Raw genomic sequence first — 25,941 nt, forward strand, 5'->3', positions numbered from 1 at the left:
GCTGCGTATGACAAGCGACTTCCGTCAACTCACGAACATGAACCACGACGAGACAACGGACTTGAGCCGGGAACTTCGGATACTGCTCCTCGAGGACGAGCCCGAGCAGGCGGAGCTGATTTGTCTCGCGCTAACCAAGGCGAGGATTGAGTTCGTCGCAACCCGTGCCGAGACGAAAAACGACTTTATTAGCAAGCTGCGGACGTTTCGCCCCGACATCGTGCTGTCTGACTACAACCTTCCGGATCTCAACGGGCGGGCGGCCCTTGACATCGCTCGGCAGTACGACCGCACCGTGCCGGTGGTGATGGTGACCGGAGCATTGGGCGACGACGAGGCGGTGGAGCTGATCAAGGCGGGTGCGCGCGACTACGTGCTGAAGGATCGGCTCGCGCGCCTGGGTCCTGCGGTGCGGCGGGCGCTCGCCGAGGAAGAGGAGCTTCGCCATCGCGAGGCCGCCGAGCAGGCGCTGCGCCGCTCGGAGCTCAGCTACCGGCGCCTGTCCGGGCATATCCAAGACGTTAGGGAGGAGGAAAAGGCTCGCTTCGCACGCGAACTCCACGACGATCTCGGCCAGCAGCTCACGGCACTGAAGATGGCGGTGGCACTCGTGGAACACAATCTGCAACGCCCTGTGCCGCCCCCATCCGGGAGCGGTCTGAGCGGCCTCAATGCGTTGATCGATCAGTCGATCGAATCGGTGCGGCGCATCGCCGCTGACCTGCGTCCCCCCATGCTGGACGATCTCGGCCCGATTCCGGCCGTCGAGTGGCTGATCAGCGAATTTTCAGCGCGTTGCAACGTGCAGGTGATCAGCCGCATCGACGACACGCTCACCTTCAATCAGGGCAGTGGAATTGAAGTCTTTCGCATCGTCCAAGAGGCCCTGACGAACGTGGCGCGCCATGCTAGCGCAACCGAAGTCAAACTCGACATCGTGCGCGACGAGCCGAACTGCATCGTTCGAATCGCTGACAATGGACATGGGACGGCGCGTGATACGCGCCCGGGCCGGCGGCATTCGCTCGGTCTGCTTGGGCTGCGCGAGCGTGCCGCACGGCTCGGCGGTGAAATTGAGATTCGCACGGCACCGGGTTCGGGTTTCACGTTGACAGCTATCTTGCGGCTCACGGCAGTCGAAGCCGGCGGGGCGGAATGATCGATGCCGTTGGCACTTGGCAGGCCTTTCGGTGCGCGCAGGCGCTACACCTGCCACGTCGCACCGCGGCGTGATTTCGACGAGCTTCGTCGGCTGGCTAGCCACGCATCTTAAGAATCGATTTGGCACGGGCGTATTTGTGACGTGCGGACAGAATGATGCAGAGTGCACATCCCCAACTTTTGAACGGTCTCCCTCACTTGACTGGAAACCGGGCCATTCGTTCGGCTGCTTGATTAGCGCAGGCGACTCCGGCAAGTCCACGCACGGCGCTTATGGTATTGCCTAAATCGTCGAGCGCACCGGCCACGCGTCCCGCTAACGGCGACTTCAAATCGCGCTGGGTGCTCGAATCGAGCGCCGCATTGTGCTGATCGATCTCTGCATGACTTGCCCGGCATGGGATTGCCAAAAAACTCATATCGTCTTCCGGAAAATGATGTGAAAAAGGAGCTTATTGAGACTTCCATAATTCATGACATCACCACAGCGTAGCCTGCATCCAACAAGCGGCAATAATCGAAGGTCGCTTTTGAGCGCTCTTAAGCTTGTTGCGGGCGCTCGCGTGCAGTTCGCTAAGGTCATTGGGGCAGTAGTTGGCCAGCGCGTGGCGCTTCAACCAAGCCCACAGGTATTCGACCGGGTTCATGTCCGGCGCATACGGCGGCAGGAACGCGATCTGGATGTGTCCTTTCAAGCTGTCCAGGTACTCGCGCACCAAACGACTGCGATGCGCCTTCAGGCCATCCCAGATCACCAGCAGAGGCTGCTTCAAGTGGGCCTTGAGCGCTTTGAGGAATTCGACGATCTCTTCCTTCTTGATGCTGCCCTCGTGCAGGCGGAACAAACAGTTGGTGCGCGTGAGCCCGGCGATGACCGAGACGTGATTCCAGTTGAAGTGAAACTGGATGATGGGCGTCTGTCCCTTGGGTGCCCAGGTACGGACTCTGGTCGGGCGCTCGCTGATACCAGACTCGTCCACGAAGACAATTAGTCGGCCTTCTCGTCGGGCTTTTTTTTAAGGGCCGGCCAGGTGCGACGCTTCCAGTTGCGCACGGCATCCTCGTTGCGCTCAATGGCCCGCTTCTCTGGCTTTTGCGGACTAAAGCCCAGCGAACCCAGGATGCGCCAAACTTGCGTCTGGCCAAAGCGAACGCCGTGCATGCGCTCGATGACTGCGCCCACACGCTTGAGAGTCCACAGTTCAGTGCCAAATCCATGCTCGACGGGGCTTTGTAGCAGGGCGGCGCGAACAACCGCCAACTGTTGCTCATCGAGTTGGGCCGGACGCCCTCGCTCGGGCACCTCTCGCAGGGCATCGATGCCGCCTTCATCGAGCAGCCGCTTCCATGAGTACACCGTCTGCCGAGCAACGCCCACAGCCAACGCCACCTCGGCGCAGCCCTTGCCCGCCAGCAGCAGCCGACCAGCCTTCAATCGCTTCTTTGCTGCTTCGCTCAATCGCCTTTGCGCCATGCCAACTTGTCTCCAAGATCGCCCAGGAGGTATAACGCTTGAGACGCTCAACGGTTGTCATGATTTTAGGAAATATCAATAATCCTGACTGCGCTCGCTCCCATCGCCGAGCACGAATGCGAAGCAAGCACTTTTGAACCGAGACGTCGCTGCGCTCGCCTGCCCAATTTGCACAGGCTCGCGCGCCGCGCTTTTCACGGCAATCAGATATATGGCAGCATGCGGATTCATTTTGACATGCTCATTCGATGTGCTTGGCTATGCAGCATTTTCATCAGTATCCGCTGCTGATGGGGACCAGTTTGCTGGCATGGTCTTTTGGTTTGCGGCATACGGTTGATGCGGACCATATTGCGGCCATCGACAATGTGACGCGCAAGCTGATGCAGGCGGGGTGTCGCCCGGTTATTGTCGGCCTGATGTTTTCCCTCGGTCACTCGACCATCGTCGTGCTTGCATCCGTTGGAATTGCGGCGACCGCGCTGGCGATAAAAAATCACCTGGAGGAGTTCAGGGAAGTCGGTGCAATGGTGGGCACACTCGTATCGACCGCCTTTCTCTTTGCGATCGCCTTGATGAATCTTGTGATACTGCGAGCGATGATCAACGTGTTTCGCAGGGTGAGGCGCGGTGAGCCCTACGTGGAAGAAGATTTCGACATGCTGCTTGCGGACCGAGGATTCCTGTCTCGCCTCTTCCGACCGTTGTTCCGACTGATTACCAAAAGCTGGCACATGTATTTCCTCGGCTTCCTTTGTGGGCTCGGCTTTGATACTGCGACCGAAGTCGGTTTGCTTGGTATCTCAGCGGCAGGCTCCGCCCAAGGCATGCCGATCTGGTCCATTCTCGTCTTTCCCGCGCTTTTCACCGCAGGTATGACACTGATCGACACCACTGACAGCATCCTGATGCTCGGGGCCTACGGCTGGGCATTCGTCAAGCCGGTCCGCAAGCTCTATTACAACATCACGATCACCTCGATCGCGGTCGTGGTGGCACTGGTTGTCGGCAGCATCGAAGGGCTTGGCCTGCTAGCCGACAAACTGCACCTTGAAGGGCCGGTATGGATTGCGGTGGGCCGTCTCAACGAGAATTTTGGGTTGCTCGGCTACGTCATCATCGGCGTCTTCCTCGTCAGCTGGCTGTGCTCTGCAGCGACTTACAGGTGGAAGCGCTTTGACGAACTGGATGTGCCGTCGGGGCCGATCTGAGCACGACCTTTCTAAGTGGAACGCATATGGATGCGGCATCGAGCGGATCTTAGCGGTCGTCGTCACGCCCGAGAGTCCGCCGGTCGGCTTGTTGAGTGTGAACATGTTCGAGATTGACGATGAGGCGTCGCCCGCCAGCGCGAACAGATCAACCAAGAAACAGCCGAGCCTGCCGCGAGAATCGCCGCCGCTGGGCCGTTGACAAGCGTGCCCTGCGGTTTTAAGGATACCGTGTCCCCTGCAGGAGTTGGATTGGACTCCCGCGAATTGGCCGACCGCGGCGCAGCACTCCGGATTTATGGGGTGTCCATCATTATTCTGAGGCGACCACAACACGCCGATCATCGAGTGGTTCGATTGCACTGATCGGAGAGAGTGGCGCGAATATGCCGATCGGCGAGACCTGTCGCAATCCAGCGTCACGATCGGCTCGAGCGACCCAATCGATGATGCTCCGTGCCGTCGGCTCGAACTCGCGCGCGAGTTCCTCAGGCGTACGTCCCGCCTTCACCAACTCCACCATGCGTGCCCGAAATTCAGCCGGGTACGCGGCACGCCGTTTGTCCATTTCGGCACCTCCTCACCCAAAGCATAGGTTTCCGTTCTGGCTGGTCAACCTCAAGTTTGTGGGGTGGCCGAATTGGCAAAATCGGTTACGCCCAAGCGAGCATCGACGGGTAGAGTCAATAGGCGTTGTTCAGCTATGTTCGCCTCCTCGAAAGGTATGCGTTTCTATACGCCGGGGGCCAAACAGCCGATGCACCGTTGGGCGCGGACAGTCCAACAAACAAAGTGGCGGTCACGGCGCAGGAATTGCGAAAGCACGCCGCTGCTAAGCCAATGTAGTCTTTGTATGCTCGCCCAGGTAGCTGTCAAAACGACGAGGTAAGCGGACTTCGTACGAGTACATGAACTACCTCCAGGTAGTCCAAGTTTTCGTCCGCACCTCCGACCCGGACAATTCATTTGCTCGCGACACACCTTCCACGCAGACATAGCCCTCGACCCCCGTCTATGCTAGCATTGCATGCTCAATTCCGAGATAAGCATGCATGCGCATGCCAATGGACACGCGAAGTGAAGCGCGAGCAAGACGCGCATTGCATCGCCACCATAACAACAATAAAAAAGCGACAAAGACGACCAAAGTACCTCTCGCGGCACCACACCAATAACAAAAGCCGCTCACAAAACAACTCCGGGTTTTTTATAAAGGAGCGCTAGTGAGCCGTCTCGTCATCGTTTCGAATCGTGTTGCAGATCCGCGCAAGGCCGCGGCCGGTGGGCTCGCCGTTGCAATCAAGGACGGTTTGCAGCAAACCGGAGGCATGTGGTTCGGCTGGAGCGGCAAGACCTTCTCCGATGCATCCGATGCCAACGCAAATAACCATAACGGTGTGCACATGCAGTCCGTCGGACGCGTGCAGCTCGCCACTGTCGACCTCAATCAGCAGGACTATGAAACGTACTACCTCGGCTACGCAAATAACGTGCTGTGGCCGGTCTTTCACAATCGTCTCGACCTGGCAAAGTTCGACGTCCGCTTCGGCAGTGGCTATCGCCGCGTCAATCAGCTATTCGCGCAGCGCCTCTTTCCGCTGCTCAAACCTGACGACATCATCTGGGTTCACGACTATCACCTGATCCCACTCGCGGCCGAACTGCGTGCGATGGGCTGTGGCAACCCCATTGGCTTCTTCCTGCATATTCCGGTGCCGCCGCCGCTCATCATGGCTGCCATCCCGGAACACGAATGGCTGATGCGCTCGCTGTTCGCCTACGATCTTGTCGGCCTGCAAACACAGTCGGACATGATGCACTTCGTTCGTTATGCCGAATCCGAAGCGGGTGCCGAATGGTTGCCGGACGGCTATTTGCGAGCCTTCAACCGAACGCTGCGGGTCGGTGCATTTCCGATCGGCATGGACGTGGGCGAATTCGCGGACCTCGCCGATGCGCGCGAGGGGCTCGACATGTTCTCGCGCATGCGCGCGGAGTACTCGCGCCGCGAATTGCTGCTGGGCGTGGACAGACTCGACTATTCGAAAGGCCTGCCGCAACGCATTCAGGCGTTTCGCTATCTGCTCGAACATTATCCGGAGAACCGCAAGCGCGCCACGCTGATTCAGATCGCAGCGCCAAGCCGTGAAGATCTGGGCGCTTACGACGATCTGCGCCGCGAAATGGATAGCCTGTGCGGCGCGATCAACGGCGATTATGGCGAGCTCGATTGGATGCCCGTGCGCTACATTCATCGCAATGTCGCGCGCAAGCGTCTGCCGGGCCTTTACCGCTCGAGTCAGGTCGCACTGGTTACACCGCTGCGCGACGGCATGAATCTCGTCGCCAAGGAATTTCTCGCGGCGCAAGACCCCGCCGACCCCGGCGTGCTCGTGCTGTCGCGCTTCGCAGGAGCCGCCGAGCAATTGAAAGAGGCGCTGCTTGTGAATCCATACGACTCGCAGGGCACGGCGCAAGCTATTCAGCGCGCGCTTACGATGCCGCTCGGCGAGCGCATCGAACGACACTCGGCGCTGATGGCAACCATTCGCAAGTACGACGTGCACTGGTGGCGCAACGCGTTTCTCGATTCGCTGAAAGAAGCGGTCCGAGCCACAGAGCAGCACGCCAAGCCGCACGCTTCGTAACGCTATCGCCCCCATAGAAAACGCCAATTGGGGGGGCGGCCTTCCTACCGCCTAGATTGAATACGCGCACCCGGGCGCGGGCCGAGCGGTGCGCGCGGTTTTCCTACATCCCCATACAAGATTCCGACGCGCCGACATGCGCCGGTCCACGAAGGAGATTCAGATGGCACAGCTAAAGGGTTCCAAGACGGAAGAGAATCTGAAGGCCGCATTCGCGGGAGAATCGCAAGCGAATCGCCGCTACCTCTACTTCGCGGCGAAGGCTGACGTGGAAGGTCAAAATGATGTGGCAGCGCTATTCCGCTCCACGGCTGAAGGGGAAACGGGTCACGCGCACGGTCATCTGGAATATCTCGAGGCGGTAGGTGACCCGGCCACGGGACTCCCTTTCGGGACGTCGCGACAAAACTTGCAAGCGGCCATCGCCGGTGAAACGCACGAGTACACCGATATGTATCCGGGCATGGCGAAAGCCGCGCGCGAGGAGGGCTTCGACGAGATTGCAAATTGGTTCGAAACACTGGCCAAGGCCGAACGCAGTCACGCCAATCGCTATACGAAAGCGCTCGACGCGCTGGCCGACTGACTGCGGCGAGTGCCTCGCGCGCCGGAGATCGTTCACAAGCCTGTCATTAGTGCGAGCCGGCCCTAATAAAGGAGCATGGCCTGATGCCACATAAGGAAGGCAATCTCGAGGCGCCCACTCGACACCCGCTCGATTGGCGTTCGGAGTCGTTCTATGATGCCGACGCCATCGATCACGAGCTCGCGCGCGTTTTCGATATCTGTGCAGGCTGCCGTCGTTGCGTGTCGCTTTGCGGCACCTTTCCCACGCTGTTCGACCTCGTCGACGAAACGGAGTCCGGCGAGGCGCATGACGTTGATCGGCAGTCCTATCCAAAGGTCGTCGATCAATGCTATCTGTGCGACCTCTGCTACATGACGAAGTGCCCCTACGTGCCGCCGCATTCGTGGAATGTGGACTTCCCGCATCTGATGCTTCGAGCGAAAGCGGCGAAGTACAAGAAGGGTGAGGTCGCACTGCGCGACAAGGTGCTCTCCAATACCGACGCGCTCGGGCACTTCGCCGGTATCCCGATCGTGACGCAGACGGTCAACGCGGTGAACCGTTCGAAACCGATGCGCGGCATGCTCGAATCCGCGCTCGGTGTAGACAAAAACGCATGGCTGCCGACATTCGCGCCGCGCAAGTTCCGCAGCGCGGCCAAGGCATCGCCGGATGTGCCGGTGCGCGATGGCGAGCGCACGCCGGGCAAGGTGGCGATTTACGCGACCTGTTATGTGAATTTCAACGAGCCTGGCATCGGCCACGATCTGCTGGCGTTGCTCGCACACAACGAAGTTCCGTACGTATTGGTGACGAGCGAGGCCTGTTGCGGCATGCCGCTGTTGGAACAAGGCAACCTCGAAGGCGTCGCCGGCAAGAAGGAGAAAAACATCCCGGTGCTGGCACGCTATGCCCGCGAGGGCTATGCGCTGATGGCCGCTATTCCGAGCTGCGTGCTGATGTACAAACACGAGCTCCCGCTCATGTTTGCGGAAGACGAGGACGTTCGAGCGGTGAGCGAAGCGTTCTGGGACCCGTTCGAATATTTTGTGTCGCGTCACCGCGACGGGCTCCTCAAAACCGATTTCAAACGTGCGCTAGGCAAAATTTCCTATCACGCGCCCTGTCACGCGCGCGTGCAGAACCTGGGCCGTAAAACTTACGACGCGCTCACCCTCGTGCCTGATACAGAGGTCAAAATTATCGAACGTTGCTCGGGGCACGCGGGCACGTTTGGTGTGAAGAAAGAGTTTCATCGCACGGCGATGAAGATCGGCGCACCGGTCTCCAAAGCGATGGCCGAGCCGCAGCCCGCATTCATCGCGTCGGACTGCCAGTTGGCGGGCCACCACATCGCACAGGGCATCGAGGAAGCCGGTCTTGCGGCCGCGCCGCTCGCCCATCCGCTGACGCTGTTGCGCAAGGCATATGACATTTGAGCGACATGCTTTCTTTTCTTGCAAGGAATTGGGCCAATGACTATTTCTCGCGATTCGCTGATGACGCTCGAGGCTTATGCCAAAGTGCGCAAATCAATGCATCAGCAGGTCATTGAACACAAGAAAGATCGGGCAGTTCGACTCGGTAATCATTTGACGTTACTATTTGAAGACGAATTAACAATTCGCTACCAAATACAGGAAATGTTACACATAGAAAAGATTTTTGACGAAACGGGGATTCGCGCCGAATTGGATGCCTATTTGCCGCTCGTTCCGGATGGAAGCAATTTGAAAGCAACAATGCAGATCGAATACGAGAACGAAATCGAGCGACGCGCGGCATTGAAACGGCTGATCGGCATCGAAGATCGCACGTTCGTCCAAATCGCCGAAGAGCCGCCTGCATACGCGATTGCCGACGAAGATCTCGAGCGCGAAAACGACGAAAAGACCTCCGCAGTCCACTTTCTGCGCTTCGAATTGACGCCTCGGATGAAGCTTCAATTGCTGGACGGCGCGCCACTGGTCGTCGGTTGCGATCACCCGGGCTACCCGGGGCCCGCCGTGCAAGTGGAGCCGCGCGTGCTGGCATCGTTGAGGAAAGACTTGCGCTAGCTGCGCGCACCGTGTAGCCACTGTGGCCGTCCAATCTACCGCCACGCCGCAAATTATTCCGATCTGAATGCGAAATTTATTCCGAATTTCGGGTATGCGCATTGCGTGTGCTTTGCAGGCCAAATTGCATGTGATGCGACAATTCGTTTTTCTGCGATTCGCGACGTGTTATGCATTTGCGTTGTGGCGAAAATCTTTTAAGATAGCGTCTCTTTGATCAGTTCCGCGACGAGCGGTATCTCAGGTTGTTCGTATCACCCAGGTTGCAATTGCATCAATTGAGCTTTGCATTCCAATGCGAGTGCTAGTCACGATGGTATGCTTTCTGCACTAATTTCCCATGCACGAGCGAGACCCCCTTTTGTGCGTCACCAGAGGGCAAAACCGCACTATGGCTGTGCGCTTTTGGTCGCTGTAAACAAAAACAAAAAACACTTTGTGCAACCCGCGGCTTTTGCGAATGACCGTTCGCTTGGGCCGAGTGTCGCAGCCGGGCCAGGCTGCGTGGAGAAGAATATGTTTTTTGACGAGCTAAACGACGACGAGTGGGCGCGCATTTCCGCGCTTGCGGCCGATGAACCTGTCCATCCGCATCGACGCGGAAGGCCCCGTGCCGAAACCCGAGTAGTGGCAAACGCGGTGCTGTGGATTTTGACGACTGGCGAGCGCTGGTCGAAGCTGCCTGCACGCTATCCCTCCGGGCCGACTTGCCGGCGCCGCTTTGACGAGTGGTTGGCGGACGGCACGCTGTTTGAGATTGTGAAGGCCCTGTCCGAGTGCGGACGGGTGTTTGCCTATGTGCCGCAACCGCAGGCCGCGGCAGCACCGGCGCCGAAGCCCGAACCAGCGCCCGAATCGCCTCGCTTGCGTGGCGTGTTTTGGACCAATCCGGAGTCATGGGAGAACGCGGGCAGCTGCACCCAACGCGCGGGTGATCTGCCCGTGGCATCGTCGCGATCCCTGCAAACCGCAGGTGACGCGATGCACGAGCGCGCCGAGCTTGAGGGGCCGACGTTCAACATAGCGACGGTCCAAACCCGCGCTGACGAGTACTGCGGCTATACCGTTCATGCGATCGCGCAGCCGGTGACGCGGCAGGCGGCGCCTGCTTATCGCGCATCGGCGGAAATCATCAAGGACGGCAAGCGGATCGAGCGCTCAGGGCTGATCGGTCCGCGCTTTGCAGATCACGAGAGTGCTCAGCGCCACGCGCTCGAATGGGCGCGCGACTGGGTCGATCGTCACAGCTATGCAGCAGTGGCAGCGGTTGCGGGCACGGACGTAGGCGCGGTCCCCACCGATGTCATGACTCCATGCGCTCCTTCCACCGCTGCGGCACCGCAGCCGGACGAACACGAACCGGCGCAGGACTGCGCGCGTAAGGTGGGGGAAGCAGAGAAAGCGCGGGATACCATCGCGCGACCGATGCCGGCGCCACTTACCGCGATCGCGTCTTCGGCCGTGCGCAGCAAGCTCGAGTCGAGGGTTGGCCGCCATGAACCCGAGTGGTTGCATTACTCGGATACGCATGGCGACGCCACGCTGCCGGCGCTCATTTATCACTCGTAGCGAAGCGGCCTGGCGCGGGCCGCAGACCCGCTTCGCATCCTGTTGTTGCGTGCGAGCCCGAAGCCCAATGGTTCAGCGACGTCCGTAGGTATCGTCGAACCGGACGATGTCGTCTTCGCCGAGGTAGGCGCCCGATTGCACTTCGATGATCTCGAGCGGCAGCTTGCCGGGGTTTTCGAGTCGATGCATCACGCCGAGCGGGATATAAGTGGATTCGTTCTCCGAAAGCAGGAACGTTTCGTCGCCGCGTGTCACGCGCGCCGTCCCGCGCACGACGATCCAATGCTCTGCGCGATGATGATGCATCTGCAGCGAAAGCTGCGCGCCGGGCTTGACGACGATGCGTTTCACTTGGAACCGTTCTCCCGCGTCGACTGAGTCGTAGTTGCCCCACGGGCGATGGACCTTGCGGTGAACGGTCGCCTCGGTGCCGCGTTCGGCTTTCAAGCGCGAGACGACCTTCTTGACGTCCTGCACGCGTGACTTATCGGCCACGAGCACGGCATCGGCCGTTTCGATGACAACCAGATCGCGCGTGCCGATGCAGGCCAGCAGCCGTCCTTCGGAGTGGGCCAGGGTGGCGTGCGCGTCTTCGAACAGCACGCGCCCGCGTGCGACGTTGTCGTTGTCATCCTTCGGCAGGATTTGCCAGAGGGCATCCCACGAACCGACGTCGGACCATCCGGCCGCGAGCGGGACGGCCACGCCGCCGCACATCGCATCGTCGCCGGCCAACCGTTCCATCACCGCATAGTCGATGGAGTTCGACGGCGAGGCGGCAAAGGCATCGGCATCGAGCCGGAAGAAGTCGCCATCGAGGCGGCCGCGTGTATGGGCGTCGACGCAGGCCGCGAACATGGCGGGCTCGAATTTTTGCACGGCCTCGAGCCAAGTGGAGGCGCGCACGACGAAGATGCCGCTGTTCCACCAGTACTCACCCGAGGCAACATATCGTTGCGCCAGTTCGAGATGCGGCTTTTCGACGAAGCGTGCGAGCTTGCGCGCGACGATGCGGTTTGCGTTTGCTTCATGCATGGCGTTGTCGTCGCCATTGCCACTGCCGTCGAGCGGCTCGCCGAGCCGCAGATAGCCATAACCGACTTCCGCTTGCGTGGGCACGATGCCGAGCGTGGCAACCATGCCTTGCGACGCATAGCCTATGGCGGCATTGATCGCTTGCTGAAAACCATCCGGGTCAGCAATGGCGTGGTCGGCCGGCATCGCAACGAGCAGCGCATCGGGATTGTCGCCGGCCTGCGCCAGCGCATCGAGTGCCGCAATGGTCAACGCGGGTGCGGTGTCGCGCCCGATCGGCTCGAGCACGATGCGCGCGCGCACGCCGGTTGCGGCCAATTGATCGGCTGTCGTAAAGCGGTGTTCGTCGCCGCACACGACGGTGATCCGATCGGCGAGCGCGAAGTTCGACGCCAAACCATCGAGCCGATGTGCGGTCGATTGCAAAAGCGATTCGTCGCCAAGCAATTCGATTAATTGCTTCGGATATTGTTCGCGCGACATCGGCCACAAACGGGTACCGGAGCCGCCGGCGAGAATAACGGGGTGAACCTTGAACCGCGTGTGCGCCATCGGCGAAGGCGGCGCGACCGGAGTTACCGGGGCTGGCACCGAAGCAGGCGCAAGCGCCGCGGTAGCGATCGGGGTCGTCATGGGGCCTCCTGTAGGCTTGAATCGGACGTCCCAGTGTGGCAGGAAGTAAATCGACAATAAAAACGTCATGCCCAGATCGAGCGAGCCCCGCCGGGGATTCAGCGGAAAAGCAAGGGGTCCTAACGACCAAAATGTGACGAATTGTGATTCGCCAACAATAAAAAAATTGAAAAATAATCGGGAAAAGCCCGCTGAAATATTTTTGAATATTCGTCAGCTTGCCCTGCGCTTTTTGATAGTGCGTTATGGATGCCCATGAATACACGGCTTAAATCGAGGTGTTGCGATGCTGGGCCTTCTCTCGCGGATGATCGACGTCGCGCTGGTGAGTTCGGGTGCGTTCGCGGCCGCCGCGCTGTATGCCGGGCATCCGGTGTGGCTCAGCGACACGCAGAGCATTGCGATGGCGTTCGACGATATGCTCGTCATCGCGTTGTTTCCGGCGCTCGGCATTTATCGCTCCTGGCGCGGCAAGCCGCTCAGCGATCTGCTCTGGCGCACGGCGCTGGCATGGCTGATCGTCGAAGCGGCGGGCGTGCTGATGAGCTTCAGCGTGCATCGTGTCGAAGCGCTTTCACGGGCATGGCTTGCGTTATGGGCCGTTTCGGCCATTACCTTGCTACTGGCGATGAAAGCGTTGGTCTATATGACGCTGAAACGGCTGAGGCGCCGCGGCTTCAATCAGAAATCCGTTGCCATCGTCGGGAGCGGACGGTACGCCATGTTTCTGATCGGGCGCATGAAAGCGCACCCAGAGGCGGGGTTCGCCCCCGCCTTCGTGTTCGACGACGGCGATGAGGAAGGCGCCGGGGCAGCGCGCGTTGCAGGCGTGCCGATCAAGCGCGATCTCGCGGAGCTGATCGCGCTTGTGAGGCGTCGCGAAATACGCGAGCTATGGCTCGCATTGCCGATGTCGCGCGAGCCGACGATCCACCGCATCGTGAGTGCATTGAGAAACGAATTTGTGAATATCCGCTTCATTCCCGACGTCAGCAGCCTGACGTTGTTGAATCAGGAAGTCGTCGATCTGCTCGGTCTGCCCGCCATCAATCTGGCGGCTTCGCCGCTTGGCGACGTGCGCGCGTTGCCGAAGCTCGTCTTCGATCGGCTGTTCGCGCTTGCGGCGTTGATCGCACTGGCACCGCTCATGGCGACGATTGCGATCTGCGTCAAGCTTTCTTCGTCAGGGCCGGTGTTTTTTCGGCAAAAGCGGCTGGGCGCCGATGGTCATGCCTTCGAGATCTACAAGTTTCGGACGATGAAGATGCACGAAGAGGTGCGCGGCCAGGTGACGCAGGCAACCAAGCACGATCCGCGCATTACGCGAGTGGGCCGCTTTCTGCGGCGTACGAGCCTCGATGAACTGCCGCAGTTCATCAACGTGTTGAAAGGGGAAATGTCGGTGGTCGGACCGCGTCCTCATGCGCTCGAACACGACAACCTCTACAAGGATCTCGTGAACGGCTACATGTTTCGCTATCGAATCAAGCCCGGCATCACGGGATGGGCGCAGATACACGGCTTTCGCGGCGAAACCGATCGCATCGAAAAGATGAGCGGGCGCGTGAAGCTGGACCTTTACTACATCCAGAATTGGACGTTCTGGTTCGACATCAAGATCGTGGTGCTGACGTTGTGGAGAGGGTTTGTCGGCAGCAACGCGTACTGATATCGGCATTGAACGGAATTGAATTGAATCGCATTGCATTGGAATGGGTCATGCCTTCTTGCGGCATGACTCCCTCTCGTTTTCACCGTTTTCTTGGGGACATCGAAACATGAACGTGACCATCATCGGCTGCGGATACGTCGGTCTAGTGACGGGCGCATGTCTTGCCGACATCGGTAACGACGTCTGCTGCTTCGACGTCGATAAGAACCGGATCGACATTCTCGAAGCTGGCGGCGTGCCGATTCACGAGCCCGGCCTGCGCGAGATCATCGCGCGCAACCGCGCGACGGGCAGGTTGTCGTTCACGACCGAAGTGCGTCCGGCCATCGAACATGGCGATGTCATCTTCATCGCAGTCGGCACACCGAGCGGCGAAGATGGCTCGGCGGACCTGCAATACGTGTTGGCGGCAGCCAAGGAAATCGGCCGCCATATGACGGGCTTCACCGTGGTCGTCGATAAATCGACGGTGCCGGTAGGCACGGCCGAGCGCGTGCGCGAGACGATCGCGGCGCAACTGGCGCAGCGCAATGAAGAGGCGCTTTTCTCGGTCGTGTCCAATCCCGAGTTCCTGAAAGAAGGCGCCGCCATCGAGGACTTCACGCGGCCAGACCGCATCGTGATCGGCTGCGACGACGATATGCCCGGCGAGCGCGCGCGCGAAACGATGAAGCGTCTTTATGCGCCGTTCAATCGTAATCATGAACGTACGCTCAGCATGGATGTGCGCTCGGCCGAGTTCACGAAGTACGCGGCCAACGCGATGCTCGCCACGCGCATCTCGTTCATGAACGAGTTGGCGAATTTGGCCGAGCGGGTCGGCGCCGATATCGATGCCGTGCGCCGTGGCATCGGCTCGGACCCGCGCATCGGCTATCACTTTTTGTATGCGGGCTGCGGCTACGGCGGATCGTGCTTTCCGAAGGACGTCCACGCACTCGTGCGCACGGCCGAGGAAAACGGACAGGCGATGCAAATCCTGCAAGCGGTCTCGTCGGTCAACGCGGCGCAAAAGCAAGTGCTGGCGCGCAAGATCGTTGCGCGCTTCGGTGAGGATTTGGCCGGTCATACCTTCGGTGTCTGGGGCTTGGCATTCAAGCCCGAGACCGACGACATGCGCGAAGCGCCGAGCCGCGTGCTGATCGCGTCGTTGCTGGCGCGTGGCGCACGTGTGGTGGCCTACGATCCGGTGGCCATGGAAGAGGCCAAACGCGCGTTCGCAACCGATTTTCGGGGCAACGCGGATGCGCTCGCGCGGCTCTCGCTCGCCGACGATCAAATGGCCGTGGCTAATGGGGCGGATGCGTTGATCGTGCTGACGGAATGGAAAGCGTTCAAGAGCCCCGATTTCGAAGCGCTCAAACGGCTGTTGAAGCAGGCCGTGTTATTCGATGGGCGCAATCTCTACGACCCGTTGGCGATGCTGGAGGCCGGCATCGAATACCACTCGATCGGGCGCGTGAGCGCGAGTGCGGCGGCTGCAAGTTCGAAACATTCCGGCGGTCCGGTCGCCGCCTATACCGCATGACTTCACGCCTACATCGCGACTTTATGAATCATCGTCTGTTCTCTCTGACCTCCATTGCCGTTGTCGCGTCGCTGCTGGCCGGCTGCGCGGCTGCGCCCGGCAATGCGCTCGACACATCGCATCTGCACGAAGAGCCGCCACCGGCCAACGCGCCTACCTACGAAGTGCGTCGGATCACGCCTGAGACCATCGCACAGATCGTCGCGGCGCAGGCCCCGCAACAGCAGCAGTTGCCGCAATCGCGCTTTCCGACGCTCAAGCAGTACATCTATCACATCGGCCCGCAGGACATCCTCGGCATCACCGTATGGGACCACCCCGAGTTGACGACGCCGCAGGGCACCTCGTTCTCGTCGGGCGGCAACACGACGCAGACGGTCGCGGGCGCACTAGCACAGCCTTATACGACGGCCCTGCCGGGCCAAGCCGACCCCTACGGGCAAACGGTGTCGTCGGACGGTTCGATCTTCTTCCCGTTCGTTGGCCGCACCCATGTGGCCGGGCAAACGCCGCAACAGGTGCGTGACCGCCTGGCCGCCGCGCTCGCGCCATACATCCACAATCCGCAGATCGACGTGCGCGTGCTCGCCTATCGCAGCCAGCGTGTGCAAGTGACGGGCGACGTGAAATCGCCGGGCCCGCTCGCGATCACCGACGTGCCGATCACGCTCGTCGATGCGATCACGCGCTCGGGCGGTTCGGCCGACAACGCCGATTTGCAGCGCGTGCGTCTGACGCGCAACGGCCATTTTTATGAGCTCGATGCAAACAGGCTGCTCGATCGGGGTGATGTTTCGCAGAACGTGCTATTGCAAGACGGCGACATCATCAACGTTCCGGACCGTTCCGACAGTCGGGTCTTCGTGATGGGCGAAGTGAAGAATCCGACTACCGTGCAGTTGATCCGTGGCTCGCTGACGATCGCGGATTCGCTCACCACCGCGGGCGGCATTCTCGATACCGACGCGAATCCGCGCCAGATCTATGTGATTCGCGGCATGCGCACACGTCCGAATTCGCCCGAGATATATCGGCTCGACATGACGCAGCCCGATGCGCTGCTGCTGTCGACGCAATTCCCGTTGCAGCCGTTCGACGTCGTCTACGTTGGCACTTCCGCAGCGGTGCAGTTCAACCGTCTGCTGCAGCAGGTACTGCCGACGCTTCAGACGCTTTTCTTTACGAAGCAGTTGACGAAGTGACGCTATGAAGACGAGTTCAAGCATCCTGGCCCAATCGATCGCGCCGCCGCTGCCAACGGCATTCAAATCCGACGAGGACGATGTTGTCCTCGGGCAATTGCTGCATGTCGTGCTCGACGACATCGGATGGCTGATCGGCATCGCCGCGACCGTCATCGCGCTCGCGGCGCTCTATTGCTTCCTGGCGAAGCCGATCTATACCGCTGACGCGCACGTGCGCGTGCAGCCGCCGAGCAATGTATCGCAGGCGCTCACGCAGACGACGACCGGTGCATCGACGGGCGGCGGGACAACCTCGCTGCCCACCGATGCAGAGATCGAGATCATCAAGAGCCGCGGCGTCGTGGCGCCTGTGGTCGAGCAGTTCAAGCTCAACTTCTCGGTAGCGCCCAAGACGATTCCGTTGATCGGCAACCTCGCGGAGCGGTTGGCAACGCCGGGTCAGCCGGCCAAGCCGTGGCTCGGCCTCGCGGCTTATGCCTGGGGCGGCGAGATTGCCGACGTCGATTCGCTGCAGGTCGCACCCGAGCTCGAGGGCAAGCAACTGACGATGACGGCGGCGGGCGGCGATCACTACACGCTGCGCGATGGCGATGGCGACTTGCTGCTCGACGGCGAAGTGGGCCGGCCGGCATCGGGCGGCGGCGTGACTATTTTCGTCAAGCGGCTCGTCGCGCGGGCGGGCACCCGCTTTACCGTCGTACGGATGAACGACCTCGATGCAATCACCGGCTTTCAGGCTGGACTCGATGTCGAAGAGCAGGGCAAGCAAACGGGCGTGATTCAAGTCTCGATACCGAACAAGAGCCCTGAGCGTGCAGCGATGATTGCAAACGCAGTCGCTCAATCGTACCTGCGCGAGTACACGAGTTCGCGGCAAGCCGAAGCGACGAAAATGCTCGATTTCCTTCAGAGCGAGGCGCCGCGGATGAAAACGGATCTCGAGCAAGCCGAGGCGGCGCTGAGCGCATACCAAGCGAAGTCGGGCTCGATCAATCCGAGCGAAGAAGCGAAGAACTACCTGGAAGGAAGCATTCAATACGAGCAGCAGATTTCGGCACTGCAATTGCAGCTTGACCAACAGCATCAGCGCTATGGTCCGAGCCACCCGGCCATTATTGCGGCCGAGCAGCAACTCGCTCGGCTGAGGACCGACCGCGATTCGTTCTCGGCGCGTTTCCGGAATTTGCCGGCGGCCGAAGTGAAGGGCGTCGCGTTGAAGCGCGATGCAAAGGTCGCCGAAGATATCTACGAATTGCTGCTCAATCGCGTGCAGGAGCTTTCGGTGCAAAAGGCGGGCACGGGCGGCAACGTGCATCTGATCGATCCGGCGCTGCGCCCGGGCGACCCGACCAAGCCGAAGAAAGCACTGATTCTCTCGGCTGCGGCGATGCTCGGCCTGATCGCCGGTACCGGCGTGGTGTTCATGCGCCGCAACCTGATGACGGGTATCGACGACCCCGAGCGCGTGGAGCGCGCCTGCGGATTGCCGCTTTATGGTCTCGTGCCGACCAGTGTCGAAGGGGAACGGCTCGATGCCGCCTATATGCGCAACCGTAAGGGCGCGCGACCCATCCTTGCGCTGACGCGGCCAAACGATTCCAGTATCGAAAGTCTGCGAAGTTTGCGTACCTCGATGCAGTTCGCCGTAGCCGAAGCCAAGAACAGCATCATGGTGCTGACGGGCCCCGCGCCCGGTATTGGCAAGAGCTTCATGACGGCCAACCTTGCCGTGCTCTTTGCCGATTCGGGCAAGCGCGTGCTGGCGATCGATGCCGACATGCGGCGCGGCACGTTGCACGAGTATTTTGGCGGCGGGCTGCGAACGGGCCTGGCCGAATTGCTGGCCGGCCAGATCCCGCTCGAAGACGCGATTCGCAAGACACCTGTGCCATCGCTCGATTTCATCGCCTGTGGCACGCGGCCGACGAATCCCTCGGAGTTGCTGATGTCGCAGCGGCTCGAGCAATATTTGGAAGGCCTCGCGAAAAACTATGATGTCATTCTCGTCGACACGCCGCCGCTGCTTGCGGTGACCGACGCTGCGATCATCGCGTCGCATGCAGGAACGTCTTTTGTCGTATTGCGCTCTGGCATGCACGCCGAAGCCGATATCTCGGACGCGCTCAAGCGGCTCGCCGCGGCAGGCGCGCAGGCACAGGGCGGTATTTTCAACGCAGTGCCGCCGGGCTCGCGCACGTTTTCGCGCTCAGGCTACGCGGCCGTCAGGGAGTATCTGAACGCATGAAGCTGACAGTCCTGATCCCCACTTATCGCCGGCCCGACGACCTCGCGCGTTGCCTTAAAGCGCTGCAGAAGCAAACGCGGCAGGCGGAGCAGGTCCTCGTGGTCGTGCGGCCCGACGACTACCCCACCCATGCGGTGCTCGCCGAGCCGGCTGTGCGCGGCACGCTCGCGCTCGATCACGTGACCATCGATGCGAAGGGGTTGGTGGCGGCGCTCAATCGAGGCCTCGATGCGGCGACCGGCGATATCATCGCCATCACCGACGACGACGCCGCGCCGCGGCCCGAATGGCTGCATCTGATCGAAACCGCGTTTGCCTCCGACGCGAAGCTCGGAGCACTGGGCGGACGCGATTGGGTGCATGAGCGCGGCCAACTGCTCGATGGTCAACGAGACCTGGTCGGCAAGATCGGAGCGTTGGGCAAGGTAATCGGCAATCATCATCTCGGTGTGGGCCAAGCGCGCGAAGTCGATCTGCTCAAAGGCGCGAACATGAGCTACCGGCGCATGGCCATCGAGGGCATCCGCTTCGATGAACGGCTGCGCGGCTTCGGCGCGCAAGTCCATAACGACATGGCCTTCAGCATGAGTGTGAAGCGTGCGGGATGGAAGGTCATGTACGATCCGCTCGTGGCGGTCGATCATTTTCCGGCACCGCGCATCGGCGATGATCAGCGCGACTTGCAATCGCCGAGCGCGATGCGCAACGCCGCGTACAACCTGCATTTGACGCTGCGGGAATATCTGCCGCCGATGCAGCGCGTGGTGGCGTGGTGGTGGTGGGCGCTGATTGGCACGCGTGTTTATCCGGGCCTCGTGCATCCGTTGCTTGCCCTTGCCTCGAAAAACGGTGCGACCGTGCGCGAACGTTGGCGTGCGACGCGCCACGGCGCGCGCGATGCGCGCAGGGTGACGCCGTGACGTCGTCCGTCACGTCGTTGTCGGGCAATGCCTCTTCGGCAGGAGGGGGCGGTGTCCGCGCCTTGCTGAGCTCGGACCCGAAACACTGGGTGCCGCAGGCGCTGCTTCTCTTTGCGACGGTTGTACTGGCCGTCGCGCATCAGGGCGCGCTGCTGACCATCGCATTCCCGGCGATGGCGACGCTCGTCGGCGTGTGGCTTTATTTCGCGAGTCCCGCGCGTTATGTCGGCTTCGTTTGGTGGATGTGGTTTTTGAGCCCGGAAGTGCGGCGCCTTGCTGATTACTTCAAAGGCGGCTACACGCCCACCAGCCTCGTGCAAGTCGCGCCGCTCGCGGTGACGATGGTCTGCGGCATCGGGCTCTTGAGGCGTTACAAATTGCTCGGCACTTGGCGCGGCTTGCCGTTTCTGTTGATTCTGCTTGGCGTCGGCTATGCCTATCTGGTCGGCATTACATCGAGCGGGATGCTCGCGGCCACCTACGATTTGGCGAACTGGGTGTATCCGGTGCTGGTCGGGTTGCATATTCTCGCCAATGCACACGACTACCCCCAATATCGCCGGGTCATTATTTCGACCTTCGTCTGGGGCATGCTCGTGATGGGCGTATACGGCGTCGTGCAATTCTTTTTTATGCCGGCGTGGGACGCGATGTGGATGATCGGCTCGCAGATGAACTCCGAAGGCGATCCGGTTCGCATGGGCGTGCGCGTGTTCAGCACGATGAATTCGTCCGGCCCGTTCGCGTTTGCGATGATGGCGGCACTCGTTCTCGTGCCGGCTGCAACGGAGCGTTTTCGCTGGTTTGCAGCGGCGGCCGGCTTCGCGTCGTTCGGGCTGTGTCTCGTTCGTTCGACGTGGGGCGGCTGGATCATCGCGCTGGCAATTCAACTGGCCAAATCGAGTAACCGGGTCCGGGTGCGGACGATTCTAGGCTTGGCAGTGCTCGCGGGTCTGTGCGTGCCGTTGCTGGCCATCGGGCCTGTCGCCGATCGTCTGCAGACGCGTTTGCAGAGTATTACGAACCTCGATGACGATCATAGTTATGCGGAGCGCAATAAGTTCTATGCGACATTCGCCGAGACCGCCTTCACGAACATTGCGGGAACGGGGCTCGGTGCAACGGGCACGTCGACCAAGCTTTCGGCGCCGGGCGGCCAATTGGGCAAGTACGGCAACTTCGACAGCGGCGTGATGAATGTGCCGTTCGTGCTCGGTTGGCCCGGCACACTGCTTTACATGTCGGGTATCGGCTGGTTGCTGGCGCGTGCGGTGCGCGCATCGTTCGCGATGATAGACGATCGGTTTTCCGCCGCGTGTCTTGCGCTGTCGTGCTCGGTGTTTGGGATGCTCGTGTTCACGAATTCGTTCGTCAGTACAGGCGGCTTGCTGCTTTACGTCAGCATGTCTTCGCTGGTGGCGGGAGCGCATTGGAAAAAGCTGCAGCGCCGCGCGGTGCTGCAGCGCCTTGCCCCCTCCTTTGTCACAGCGAGGCATTGAGCCCATGAGAATTGCGATCGTAACGCATGCCGTTCGCCATAACGACGGGCAGGGGCGTGTCAATTTTGAAGTCGCACGGGCGGCGTTGGCCGAGCAATGCTCGGTGACGCTCGTGGCGTCAGAGGTAGCGCCGGCGCTGTTGGCCGACCCGCGCGTGAAATGGGTGCCCATCCGCATCGGCGGCATCTGGCCGAGCGCGTTGCTACGGCATCAACTCTTCGCATGGAAAAGCGCGCGATGGCTGCGCGCGCATCGTGACGAATACGATCTGCTGCACGTGAACGGTTTTATTTCGTGGGTGCGTGCCGACGTCAATACAGCGCACTTCGTGCATAGCGGATGGCTTAGGAGTCCTTACTATCCATACGGCCTGACGCGCGGTTTGCGTTCGGCGTATCAGTACGTTTATACGCGCGTGAATGCGTGTCTCGAACGGTGGGCGTATCGACGCTCGAGCGTGGTGGCCGCGGTATCCGAGAAGGTGGCCGCCGAGTTGCGCAATGCGGGCGTGGCGGCGGACAAGATCGAAGTGGTGCACAACGGGGTCGACAACGAAACGTTCGCCGCGGCCACAGGCTCGCGACAATCGTTCGGCTTGCCGGATGACGCGTTCTTGCTGCTGTTCGCCGGGGACTTGCGCACACCGCGCAAAAACCTCGGCACGGTGCTGCGCGCGCTTGCCCAGTTGCCGGCGCACGTGCATGTGGTGGTGGCGGGGCGCATCAAAGGCAGCGCCTACCCGCAGGAAGCGCGCGCGCTGGGTGTTTCCGAGCGTGTGCATTTTCTCGATTTTGTTGAGAATGTGCCAGGCCTGATGCGCTGCGTCGATGCCTATGTGTTTCCGTCACGCTATGAGGCCATGAGCCTTTCGCTGCTCGAGGCGATGGCTGCCAGTTTGCCCGTGGTCACCGCGCGCACGGCGGGCGGGGCCGAGATCATCACGCCCGAATGCGGCATCGTGCTGGACGACCCCGACGATGTCGCGGCGCTCGCGCAAGCGATAGCGACACTCGCGAATGATGCGCGTCTTGTCTGTTCGATGGGTGTGGGCGCAAGCCGTGTGGCCGAGCGTTTCGGTTGGTCACGCATGGGTGAACGTTATATGGAAATCTATCGTCGGCTGCTGCGCGTCAAAGCGAGCGAGGCTGGCACCGGGGCGGCGCATGTGTCGCCCGACGCGGTAAGGCCTGGAGCACAATGGGCATCGACCGAAGGGGGCGAATCCAAATGATCGAAATAACAGAGAGCGCCATTAAATCGTTGCAGATCGGGATGCACTGGTTCCCCGAGCGCGCGGGCGGGCTCGATCGAATGTACTACTCGCTCGTGCGCGCGCTGCCGGGTGCGGGCGTGGCCGTGCGTGGCATGGTGGCGGGGTCGGCGCGTGTCGCGCTCGATACCGGCGGCGCGATTCGCGGCTTCGGTTCGGCGGCGCAAGCGTTGCCCTTGCGTTTGATGGCGGCGCGCAAGGCCTTTGCCAACGCGGTCAACAGCGAGCGGCCCGATGTCATCTCTTCGCATTTCGCGCTCTATACGTGGCCAGGGCTCGATGTCGCGCGCGATATTGCGCGCGTATCGCACTTTCAGGGGCCGTGGGCTGACGAGAGCGGTGTTGAAGGGGCGGCGACGTTCGGGCAGCGCGTCAAGCATTGGCTCGAGTGCAGCGTGTATGCGCGTTCGACGCGCTTCATCGTGCTCTCCGAAGCGTTTGGTCAAATTCTGATCTCGCGCTATGGCGTGCCAGCTGAGCGTGTGCGCGTGGTGCCGGGCTGTGTCGATGTCGCGCGTTTCGATATCGAGATGTCGTGTGCGCGTGCGCGGCAGCGGCTGCAATTGCCGCATGATCGGCCGATCGTGCTTGCCGTGCGGCGTCTCGTGCGCCGCATGGGACTCGAGGATCTGATCGATGCAATGGCGCAGCTCAAGGCGCGGCATGGCTCGGGCGCCATGCTGTTGATTGCGGGCAGGGGCCGGCTTGCTGAGGAACTGCAGGCCCGCATTTCGGCCAATGCGCTCGAGAACGACGTCAAGCTGCTGGGTTTCGTGCCGGACGAACGCTTGCCCGAGCTTTATCGGGCCGCGACGATTAGCGTGGTGCCGACGGTTGCGCTCGAAGGCTTTGGGCTCATCACCGCGGAATCGCTGGCCGCCGGCACGCCGGTGCTTGTGACGCCGGTGGGTGGGTTGCCGGAAGCGGTGGCCGGCTTGTCGCCTGATCTTGTGTTGCCGGGCACAGGCGCCGAGGCCATTGCCGAAGGGCTGGCGTCCGCATTGCACGGAGGCATGCGCCTGCCCGATGCACGAGCATGCCGCGATTACGCACTGGCCAATTTCGACAACTCCGTGATCGCCCGGCGTGTGGCCGAAGTGTATCGGGAAGCGGTGAAAGAAGGCCCGATCTGAAAACCTGCATGTCGTCTGATTAATTAGGGTCTTCTCGCAACGGGAAGGCCCTAACACTCCAAAACCCTGGCGCAAACGATTGCGCGTTACTGCTTCGCTCAACTTTTTGCGGTGCAATACCGTTAGAGCGAATAGCTAACCCGCAGCCGTGCAACGCCGCCAAACAAGGCGGAAGAGCAACTGTGACAAGGGAAATGAACAATGAACGTCAGACAAATGACCGTGCGCGCGAAGCTCACGGTGGCATTCGGATCGCTTGCCGCCATCGTGTTATTCATATCGTGCTTTGCGTTGCTCGCACTGAGCGATGCAAATAGCCGGTTCTCAGGCTATGTAAACGGGCTCAATGCACGGGCTCGTTTGGCGGGCGAAGTACGCACCGCAGTTGACCGCCGGGCAATCGCGACCGGCAATCTGATGCTCGTGACGAAGCCGGAAGACATCGAGGCCGAAAAGGCCGCCATCTTGCAGGCCGATAAAGACGTGACGCAACGCCTTGGCAGGCTCAAGGAACAGATTGCCGCGGCGGCGGACGCACCGCCGGAGGCGAAATCGCTCATCGCCGACATTGACCGGATCGAGACGCAGTATGGGCCCGTGGCACGCACCATCGTGGAGGCGGCGCTTGCGGGCCGCCACCCCGAGGCTATCGCGATGATGGCTGACCAGGGCCGCCCGTTGCTCGCGCAATTGATCACGGCAACGAAAACGTATCTCGCCTACACGAATGTTCGCGCGGAAAAATTGATCGCAGACGCGGCGGACCATTATGCGACGCAACGTCTGTTGATGATTCTGATCTGCCTCGCGTCATTCGGGGCGGCCGTAGTGGCGGCGTTCTTGATCACGCGTAGCCTCACCCGGGCGTTGGGCGCGGAGCCCGGCACGCTGAGCGAGATTACGCGTCGGGTGGCCGATGGCGACCTGAGTCCGGTGGCCGGCGCGCAAGCGGCCCCGGCCGGCAGCGTGCTCGCGTCGATGGGCGAGATGCAAACGAGCCTCGTTCGCTTGATCAGCGATGTGCGTACCGCGGCCGACAGCATCGCGACAGGCTCGAGCCAGATCGCTTCGGGCAATCAAGATCTTTCGTCGCGCACCGAGGAACAGGCCGCGTCGTTGGAGGAAACCGCATCGAGCATGGAAGAGCTGACCTCCACCGTGCGTCAGAACGCCGACAATGCGCAGCAGGCAAGCACGCTTGCGGCCAACGCGTCAGACGTCGCGCAAAAGGGCAGCGGCGTGGTGGGCCAGGTGGTCGGAACGATGAACGTCATCAGCGAGAGCTCGGCGAAGATCGCCGATATCACGGGCATCATCGAAGGCATCGCATTCCAGACGAATATCCTTGCGCTCAACGCGGCCGTCGAGGCGGCACGTGCTGGCGAGCAGGGCCGAGGTTTCGCCGTGGTGGCCAGCGAGGTACGCAGCCTCGCACAGCGTTCGTCGGGCGCGGCCAAGGAGATCAAGGAGCTGATCGGCGAATCCGTGCAGCGGGTGAAGGACGGCTCCGTGCTGGCAAGCCAAGCGGGCCAGACCATGGCCGAAGTCACGCAGGCCATCACACGCGTGACGGACATCATGGGCGAGATCGCCGCGGCGTCGACCGAGCAAAGCCGCGGTATCGAGCAGGTCAATCAAGCCATTACGCAGATGGACGAGGTCACGCAGCAAAATGCCGCGCTCGTTGAAGAGGCCGCGGCGGCGTCCAAGTCGCTCGAGCATCAGGGTCAGCAGCTCAATGAAGCGGTGGCGTTCTTCCGCCTCGAAGGCGGCGCGCCGGTTCGCAGCAGCGTCAGTGGGCCCAAAGCGATCACGGCGCCGCGGCAGATCGCCAAGCCGTCGGCGGTCGTGCGTGGCCCCGTCGCCGTCGCCAAGCAGGTGCCGCCGAAGCGGGCAGCAGCGGCGACCAAGCCAGCGCCGACGCCCGTCTTGACGTCGGCGGTTCCGGCTGGTGCCGCTAGTGCCAACAGCAGCGCGGATTGGCAGACGTTTTGATCAGGACTACTAACGTTTTTGGTCAGTACTGCGAAGTTTTTTAGTCAGCACTGCTGACTTTCGCCGATCAATCGGCGCAGCCCGCCGCGGGAAACCCGAGCGGGCTTTTTTCTTGTGT

Annotated in this window: 19 protein-coding genes and 1 pseudogene; 17 read left to right on the forward strand and 3 right to left on the reverse strand. The window is 61.1% G+C overall.

Features of this window, described 5'->3' with window-relative positions; translation table 11 throughout:
* Positions 1-91 precede the first annotated feature (91 nt).
* Positions 92-1,159: pseudogene (locus ACSQ20_RS24270) on the forward strand (response regulator); the annotation flags it as partial.
* 70 nt (positions 1,160-1,229) lie between these two features.
* Positions 1,230-1,448 carry a DUF6196 family protein gene (locus ACSQ20_RS24275; RefSeq protein WP_436025877.1) on the forward strand — a complete coding sequence of 73 codons (219 nt, stop codon included), beginning with the start codon at positions 1,230-1,232 and terminating at the stop codon, positions 1,446-1,448.
* 192 nt (positions 1,449-1,640) lie between these two features.
* On the opposite strand, the gene ACSQ20_RS24280 is transcribed toward ACSQ20_RS24275, so the two are convergent.
* A protein-coding gene (locus tag ACSQ20_RS24280) for an IS630 family transposase (protein WP_436023739.1) occupies positions 1,641-2,635 on the reverse strand; the annotation gives its coding sequence in 2 pieces (ribosomal slippage) (positions 1,641-2,170 and positions 2,170-2,635; 996 coding nt in all).
* Positions 2,636-2,895: 260 nt separating this feature from the next.
* On the opposite strand from ACSQ20_RS24280, the gene ACSQ20_RS24285 reads away from it, so the two are divergent.
* Positions 2,896-3,846: a HoxN/HupN/NixA family nickel/cobalt transporter gene (locus ACSQ20_RS24285; RefSeq protein ID WP_436024978.1), complete on the forward strand. Its 951-nt coding sequence runs from the start codon at positions 2,896-2,898 to the stop codon at positions 3,844-3,846.
* Positions 3,847-4,159: 313 nt separating this feature from the next.
* Here the strand turns inward: ACSQ20_RS24285 and ACSQ20_RS24290 are convergent, their stop codons facing one another.
* Complete coding sequence (locus ACSQ20_RS24290) at positions 4,160-4,414, reverse strand: transposase (protein WP_436024980.1); 255 nt, start codon at positions 4,412-4,414, stop codon at positions 4,160-4,162.
* 655 nt (positions 4,415-5,069) lie between these two features.
* Between ACSQ20_RS24290 and otsA the strand changes: the two genes are divergently transcribed.
* The 5 genes from otsA (at position 5,070) to ACSQ20_RS24315 (ending at position 10,688) form a co-directional block, all read left to right on the forward strand.
* Positions 5,070-6,494, forward strand: a complete 1,425-nt coding sequence (gene otsA, locus ACSQ20_RS24295; protein ID WP_436024982.1) for an alpha,alpha-trehalose-phosphate synthase (UDP-forming) — start codon at positions 5,070-5,072, stop codon at positions 6,492-6,494.
* 163 nt (positions 6,495-6,657) lie between these two features.
* Positions 6,658-7,080 (forward strand): rubrerythrin family protein, encoded by a 423-nt coding sequence (locus ACSQ20_RS24300; protein ID WP_436024984.1) that lies wholly within the window; start codon positions 6,658-6,660, stop codon positions 7,078-7,080.
* Between the two features lie 83 nt (positions 7,081-7,163).
* Entirely contained in the window at positions 7,164-8,501 is a 1,338-nt protein-coding gene (locus ACSQ20_RS24305; protein ID WP_436024986.1) for a heterodisulfide reductase-related iron-sulfur binding cluster, read from the forward strand.
* A gap of 36 nt (positions 8,502-8,537) precedes the next feature.
* The gene (locus ACSQ20_RS24310; RefSeq protein WP_436024988.1) at positions 8,538-9,119 is read left to right on the forward strand and encodes a DUF3501 family protein; all 582 of its coding nucleotides are present in this window, start codon (positions 8,538-8,540) and stop codon (positions 9,117-9,119) included.
* A gap of 516 nt (positions 9,120-9,635) precedes the next feature.
* Positions 9,636-10,688, forward strand: coding sequence for a DUF6566 family protein (locus ACSQ20_RS24315; RefSeq protein ID WP_436024990.1), 1,053 nt, complete (start codon positions 9,636-9,638; stop codon positions 10,686-10,688).
* 72 nt (positions 10,689-10,760) lie between these two features.
* Here ACSQ20_RS24315 and ACSQ20_RS24320 read toward each other — a convergent pair whose 3' ends face one another.
* Positions 10,761-12,275: a mannose-1-phosphate guanylyltransferase/mannose-6-phosphate isomerase gene (locus ACSQ20_RS24320; RefSeq protein WP_436025879.1), complete on the reverse strand. Its 1,515-nt coding sequence runs from the start codon at positions 12,273-12,275 to the stop codon at positions 10,761-10,763.
* A 367-nt stretch (positions 12,276-12,642) separates the two neighbouring features.
* Here ACSQ20_RS24320 and ACSQ20_RS24325 point away from each other — a divergent pair, with 367 nt between their 5' ends.
* The 9 genes from ACSQ20_RS24325 to ACSQ20_RS24365 all read left to right on the forward strand — a co-directional run bounded on the left by ACSQ20_RS24325 (position 12,643) and on the right by ACSQ20_RS24365 (position 25,823).
* The gene (locus ACSQ20_RS24325; RefSeq protein ID WP_436024992.1) at positions 12,643-14,025 is read left to right on the forward strand and encodes an undecaprenyl-phosphate glucose phosphotransferase; all 1,383 of its coding nucleotides are present in this window, start codon (positions 12,643-12,645) and stop codon (positions 14,023-14,025) included.
* Positions 14,026-14,134: 109 nt separating this feature from the next.
* Positions 14,135-15,556, forward strand: coding sequence for a UDP-glucose dehydrogenase family protein (locus tag ACSQ20_RS24330; protein ID WP_436024994.1), 1,422 nt, complete (start codon positions 14,135-14,137; stop codon positions 15,554-15,556).
* A gap of 23 nt (positions 15,557-15,579) precedes the next feature.
* The gene (locus ACSQ20_RS24335) at positions 15,580-16,758 is read left to right on the forward strand and encodes a polysaccharide biosynthesis/export family protein (protein ID WP_436024996.1); all 1,179 of its coding nucleotides are present in this window, start codon (positions 15,580-15,582) and stop codon (positions 16,756-16,758) included.
* A gap of 4 nt (positions 16,759-16,762) precedes the next feature.
* Complete coding sequence (locus ACSQ20_RS24340) at positions 16,763-19,006, forward strand: polysaccharide biosynthesis tyrosine autokinase (RefSeq protein ID WP_436024998.1); 2,244 nt, start codon at positions 16,763-16,765, stop codon at positions 19,004-19,006.
* Positions 19,003-19,926 carry a glycosyltransferase family 2 protein gene (locus ACSQ20_RS24345; RefSeq protein ID WP_436025000.1) on the forward strand — a complete coding sequence of 308 codons (924 nt, stop codon included), beginning with the start codon at positions 19,003-19,005 and terminating at the stop codon, positions 19,924-19,926. Before ACSQ20_RS24340 ends, ACSQ20_RS24345 begins: the two co-directional genes overlap by 4 nt.
* 17 nt (positions 19,927-19,943) lie before the next feature.
* On the forward strand, positions 19,944-21,425 hold the full coding sequence (locus ACSQ20_RS24350; RefSeq protein ID WP_436025881.1) for a glucose-6-phosphate isomerase: 1,482 nt from the start codon (positions 19,944-19,946) through the stop codon (positions 21,423-21,425).
* A 4-nt stretch (positions 21,426-21,429) separates the two neighbouring features.
* Positions 21,430-22,656, forward strand: coding sequence for a glycosyltransferase family 4 protein (locus ACSQ20_RS24355; protein ID WP_436025002.1), 1,227 nt, complete (start codon positions 21,430-21,432; stop codon positions 22,654-22,656).
* 5 nt (positions 22,657-22,661) lie between these two features.
* Positions 22,662-23,828: a glycosyltransferase family 4 protein gene (locus ACSQ20_RS24360; protein ID WP_436025883.1), complete on the forward strand. Its 1,167-nt coding sequence runs from the start codon at positions 22,662-22,664 to the stop codon at positions 23,826-23,828.
* A gap of 201 nt (positions 23,829-24,029) precedes the next feature.
* On the forward strand, positions 24,030-25,823 hold the full coding sequence (locus ACSQ20_RS24365; protein WP_436025004.1) for a methyl-accepting chemotaxis protein: 1,794 nt from the start codon (positions 24,030-24,032) through the stop codon (positions 25,821-25,823).
* Positions 25,824-25,941: the final 118 nt, after the last annotated feature.

The organism is Trinickia sp. LjRoot230, assembly GCF_964253315.1.
Lineage (GTDB): Bacteria > Pseudomonadota > Gammaproteobacteria > Burkholderiales > Burkholderiaceae > Trinickia.

Bases quoted from the DNA above. Each gene is read 5' to 3' on its own strand.
- ACSQ20_RS24355 (WP_436025002.1), top strand. From the start codon at position 21,430: ATGAGAATTGCGATCGTAACGCATGCCGTTCGCCATAACGACGGGCAG.
- ACSQ20_RS24345 (WP_436025000.1), top strand. From the start codon at position 19,003: ATGAAGCTGACAGTCCTGATCCCCACTTATCGCCGGCCCGACGACCTC.
- ACSQ20_RS24300 (WP_436024984.1), top strand. From the start codon at position 6,658: ATGGCACAGCTAAAGGGTTCCAAGACGGAAGAGAATCTGAAGGCCGCA.
- ACSQ20_RS24290 (WP_436024980.1), bottom strand. From the start codon at position 4,414: ATGGACAAACGGCGTGCCGCGTACCCGGCTGAATTTCGGGCACGCATG.
- ACSQ20_RS24320 (WP_436025879.1), bottom strand. From the start codon at position 12,275: ATGGCGCACACGCGGTTCAAGGTTCACCCCGTTATTCTCGCCGGCGGC.
- ACSQ20_RS24305 (WP_436024986.1), top strand. From the start codon at position 7,164: ATGCCACATAAGGAAGGCAATCTCGAGGCGCCCACTCGACACCCGCTC.
- ACSQ20_RS24365 (WP_436025004.1), top strand. From the start codon at position 24,030: ATGAACGTCAGACAAATGACCGTGCGCGCGAAGCTCACGGTGGCATTC.
- ACSQ20_RS24330 (WP_436024994.1), top strand. From the start codon at position 14,135: ATGAACGTGACCATCATCGGCTGCGGATACGTCGGTCTAGTGACGGGC.
- ACSQ20_RS24325 (WP_436024992.1), top strand. From the start codon at position 12,643: ATGCTGGGCCTTCTCTCGCGGATGATCGACGTCGCGCTGGTGAGTTCG.
- ACSQ20_RS24315 (WP_436024990.1), top strand. From the start codon at position 9,636: ATGTTTTTTGACGAGCTAAACGACGACGAGTGGGCGCGCATTTCCGCG.
- ACSQ20_RS24335 (WP_436024996.1), top strand. From the start codon at position 15,580: ATGAATCATCGTCTGTTCTCTCTGACCTCCATTGCCGTTGTCGCGTCG.
- ACSQ20_RS24340 (WP_436024998.1), top strand. From the start codon at position 16,763: ATGAAGACGAGTTCAAGCATCCTGGCCCAATCGATCGCGCCGCCGCTG.
- ACSQ20_RS24285 (WP_436024978.1), top strand. From the start codon at position 2,896: ATGCAGCATTTTCATCAGTATCCGCTGCTGATGGGGACCAGTTTGCTG.
- ACSQ20_RS24310 (WP_436024988.1), top strand. From the start codon at position 8,538: ATGACTATTTCTCGCGATTCGCTGATGACGCTCGAGGCTTATGCCAAA.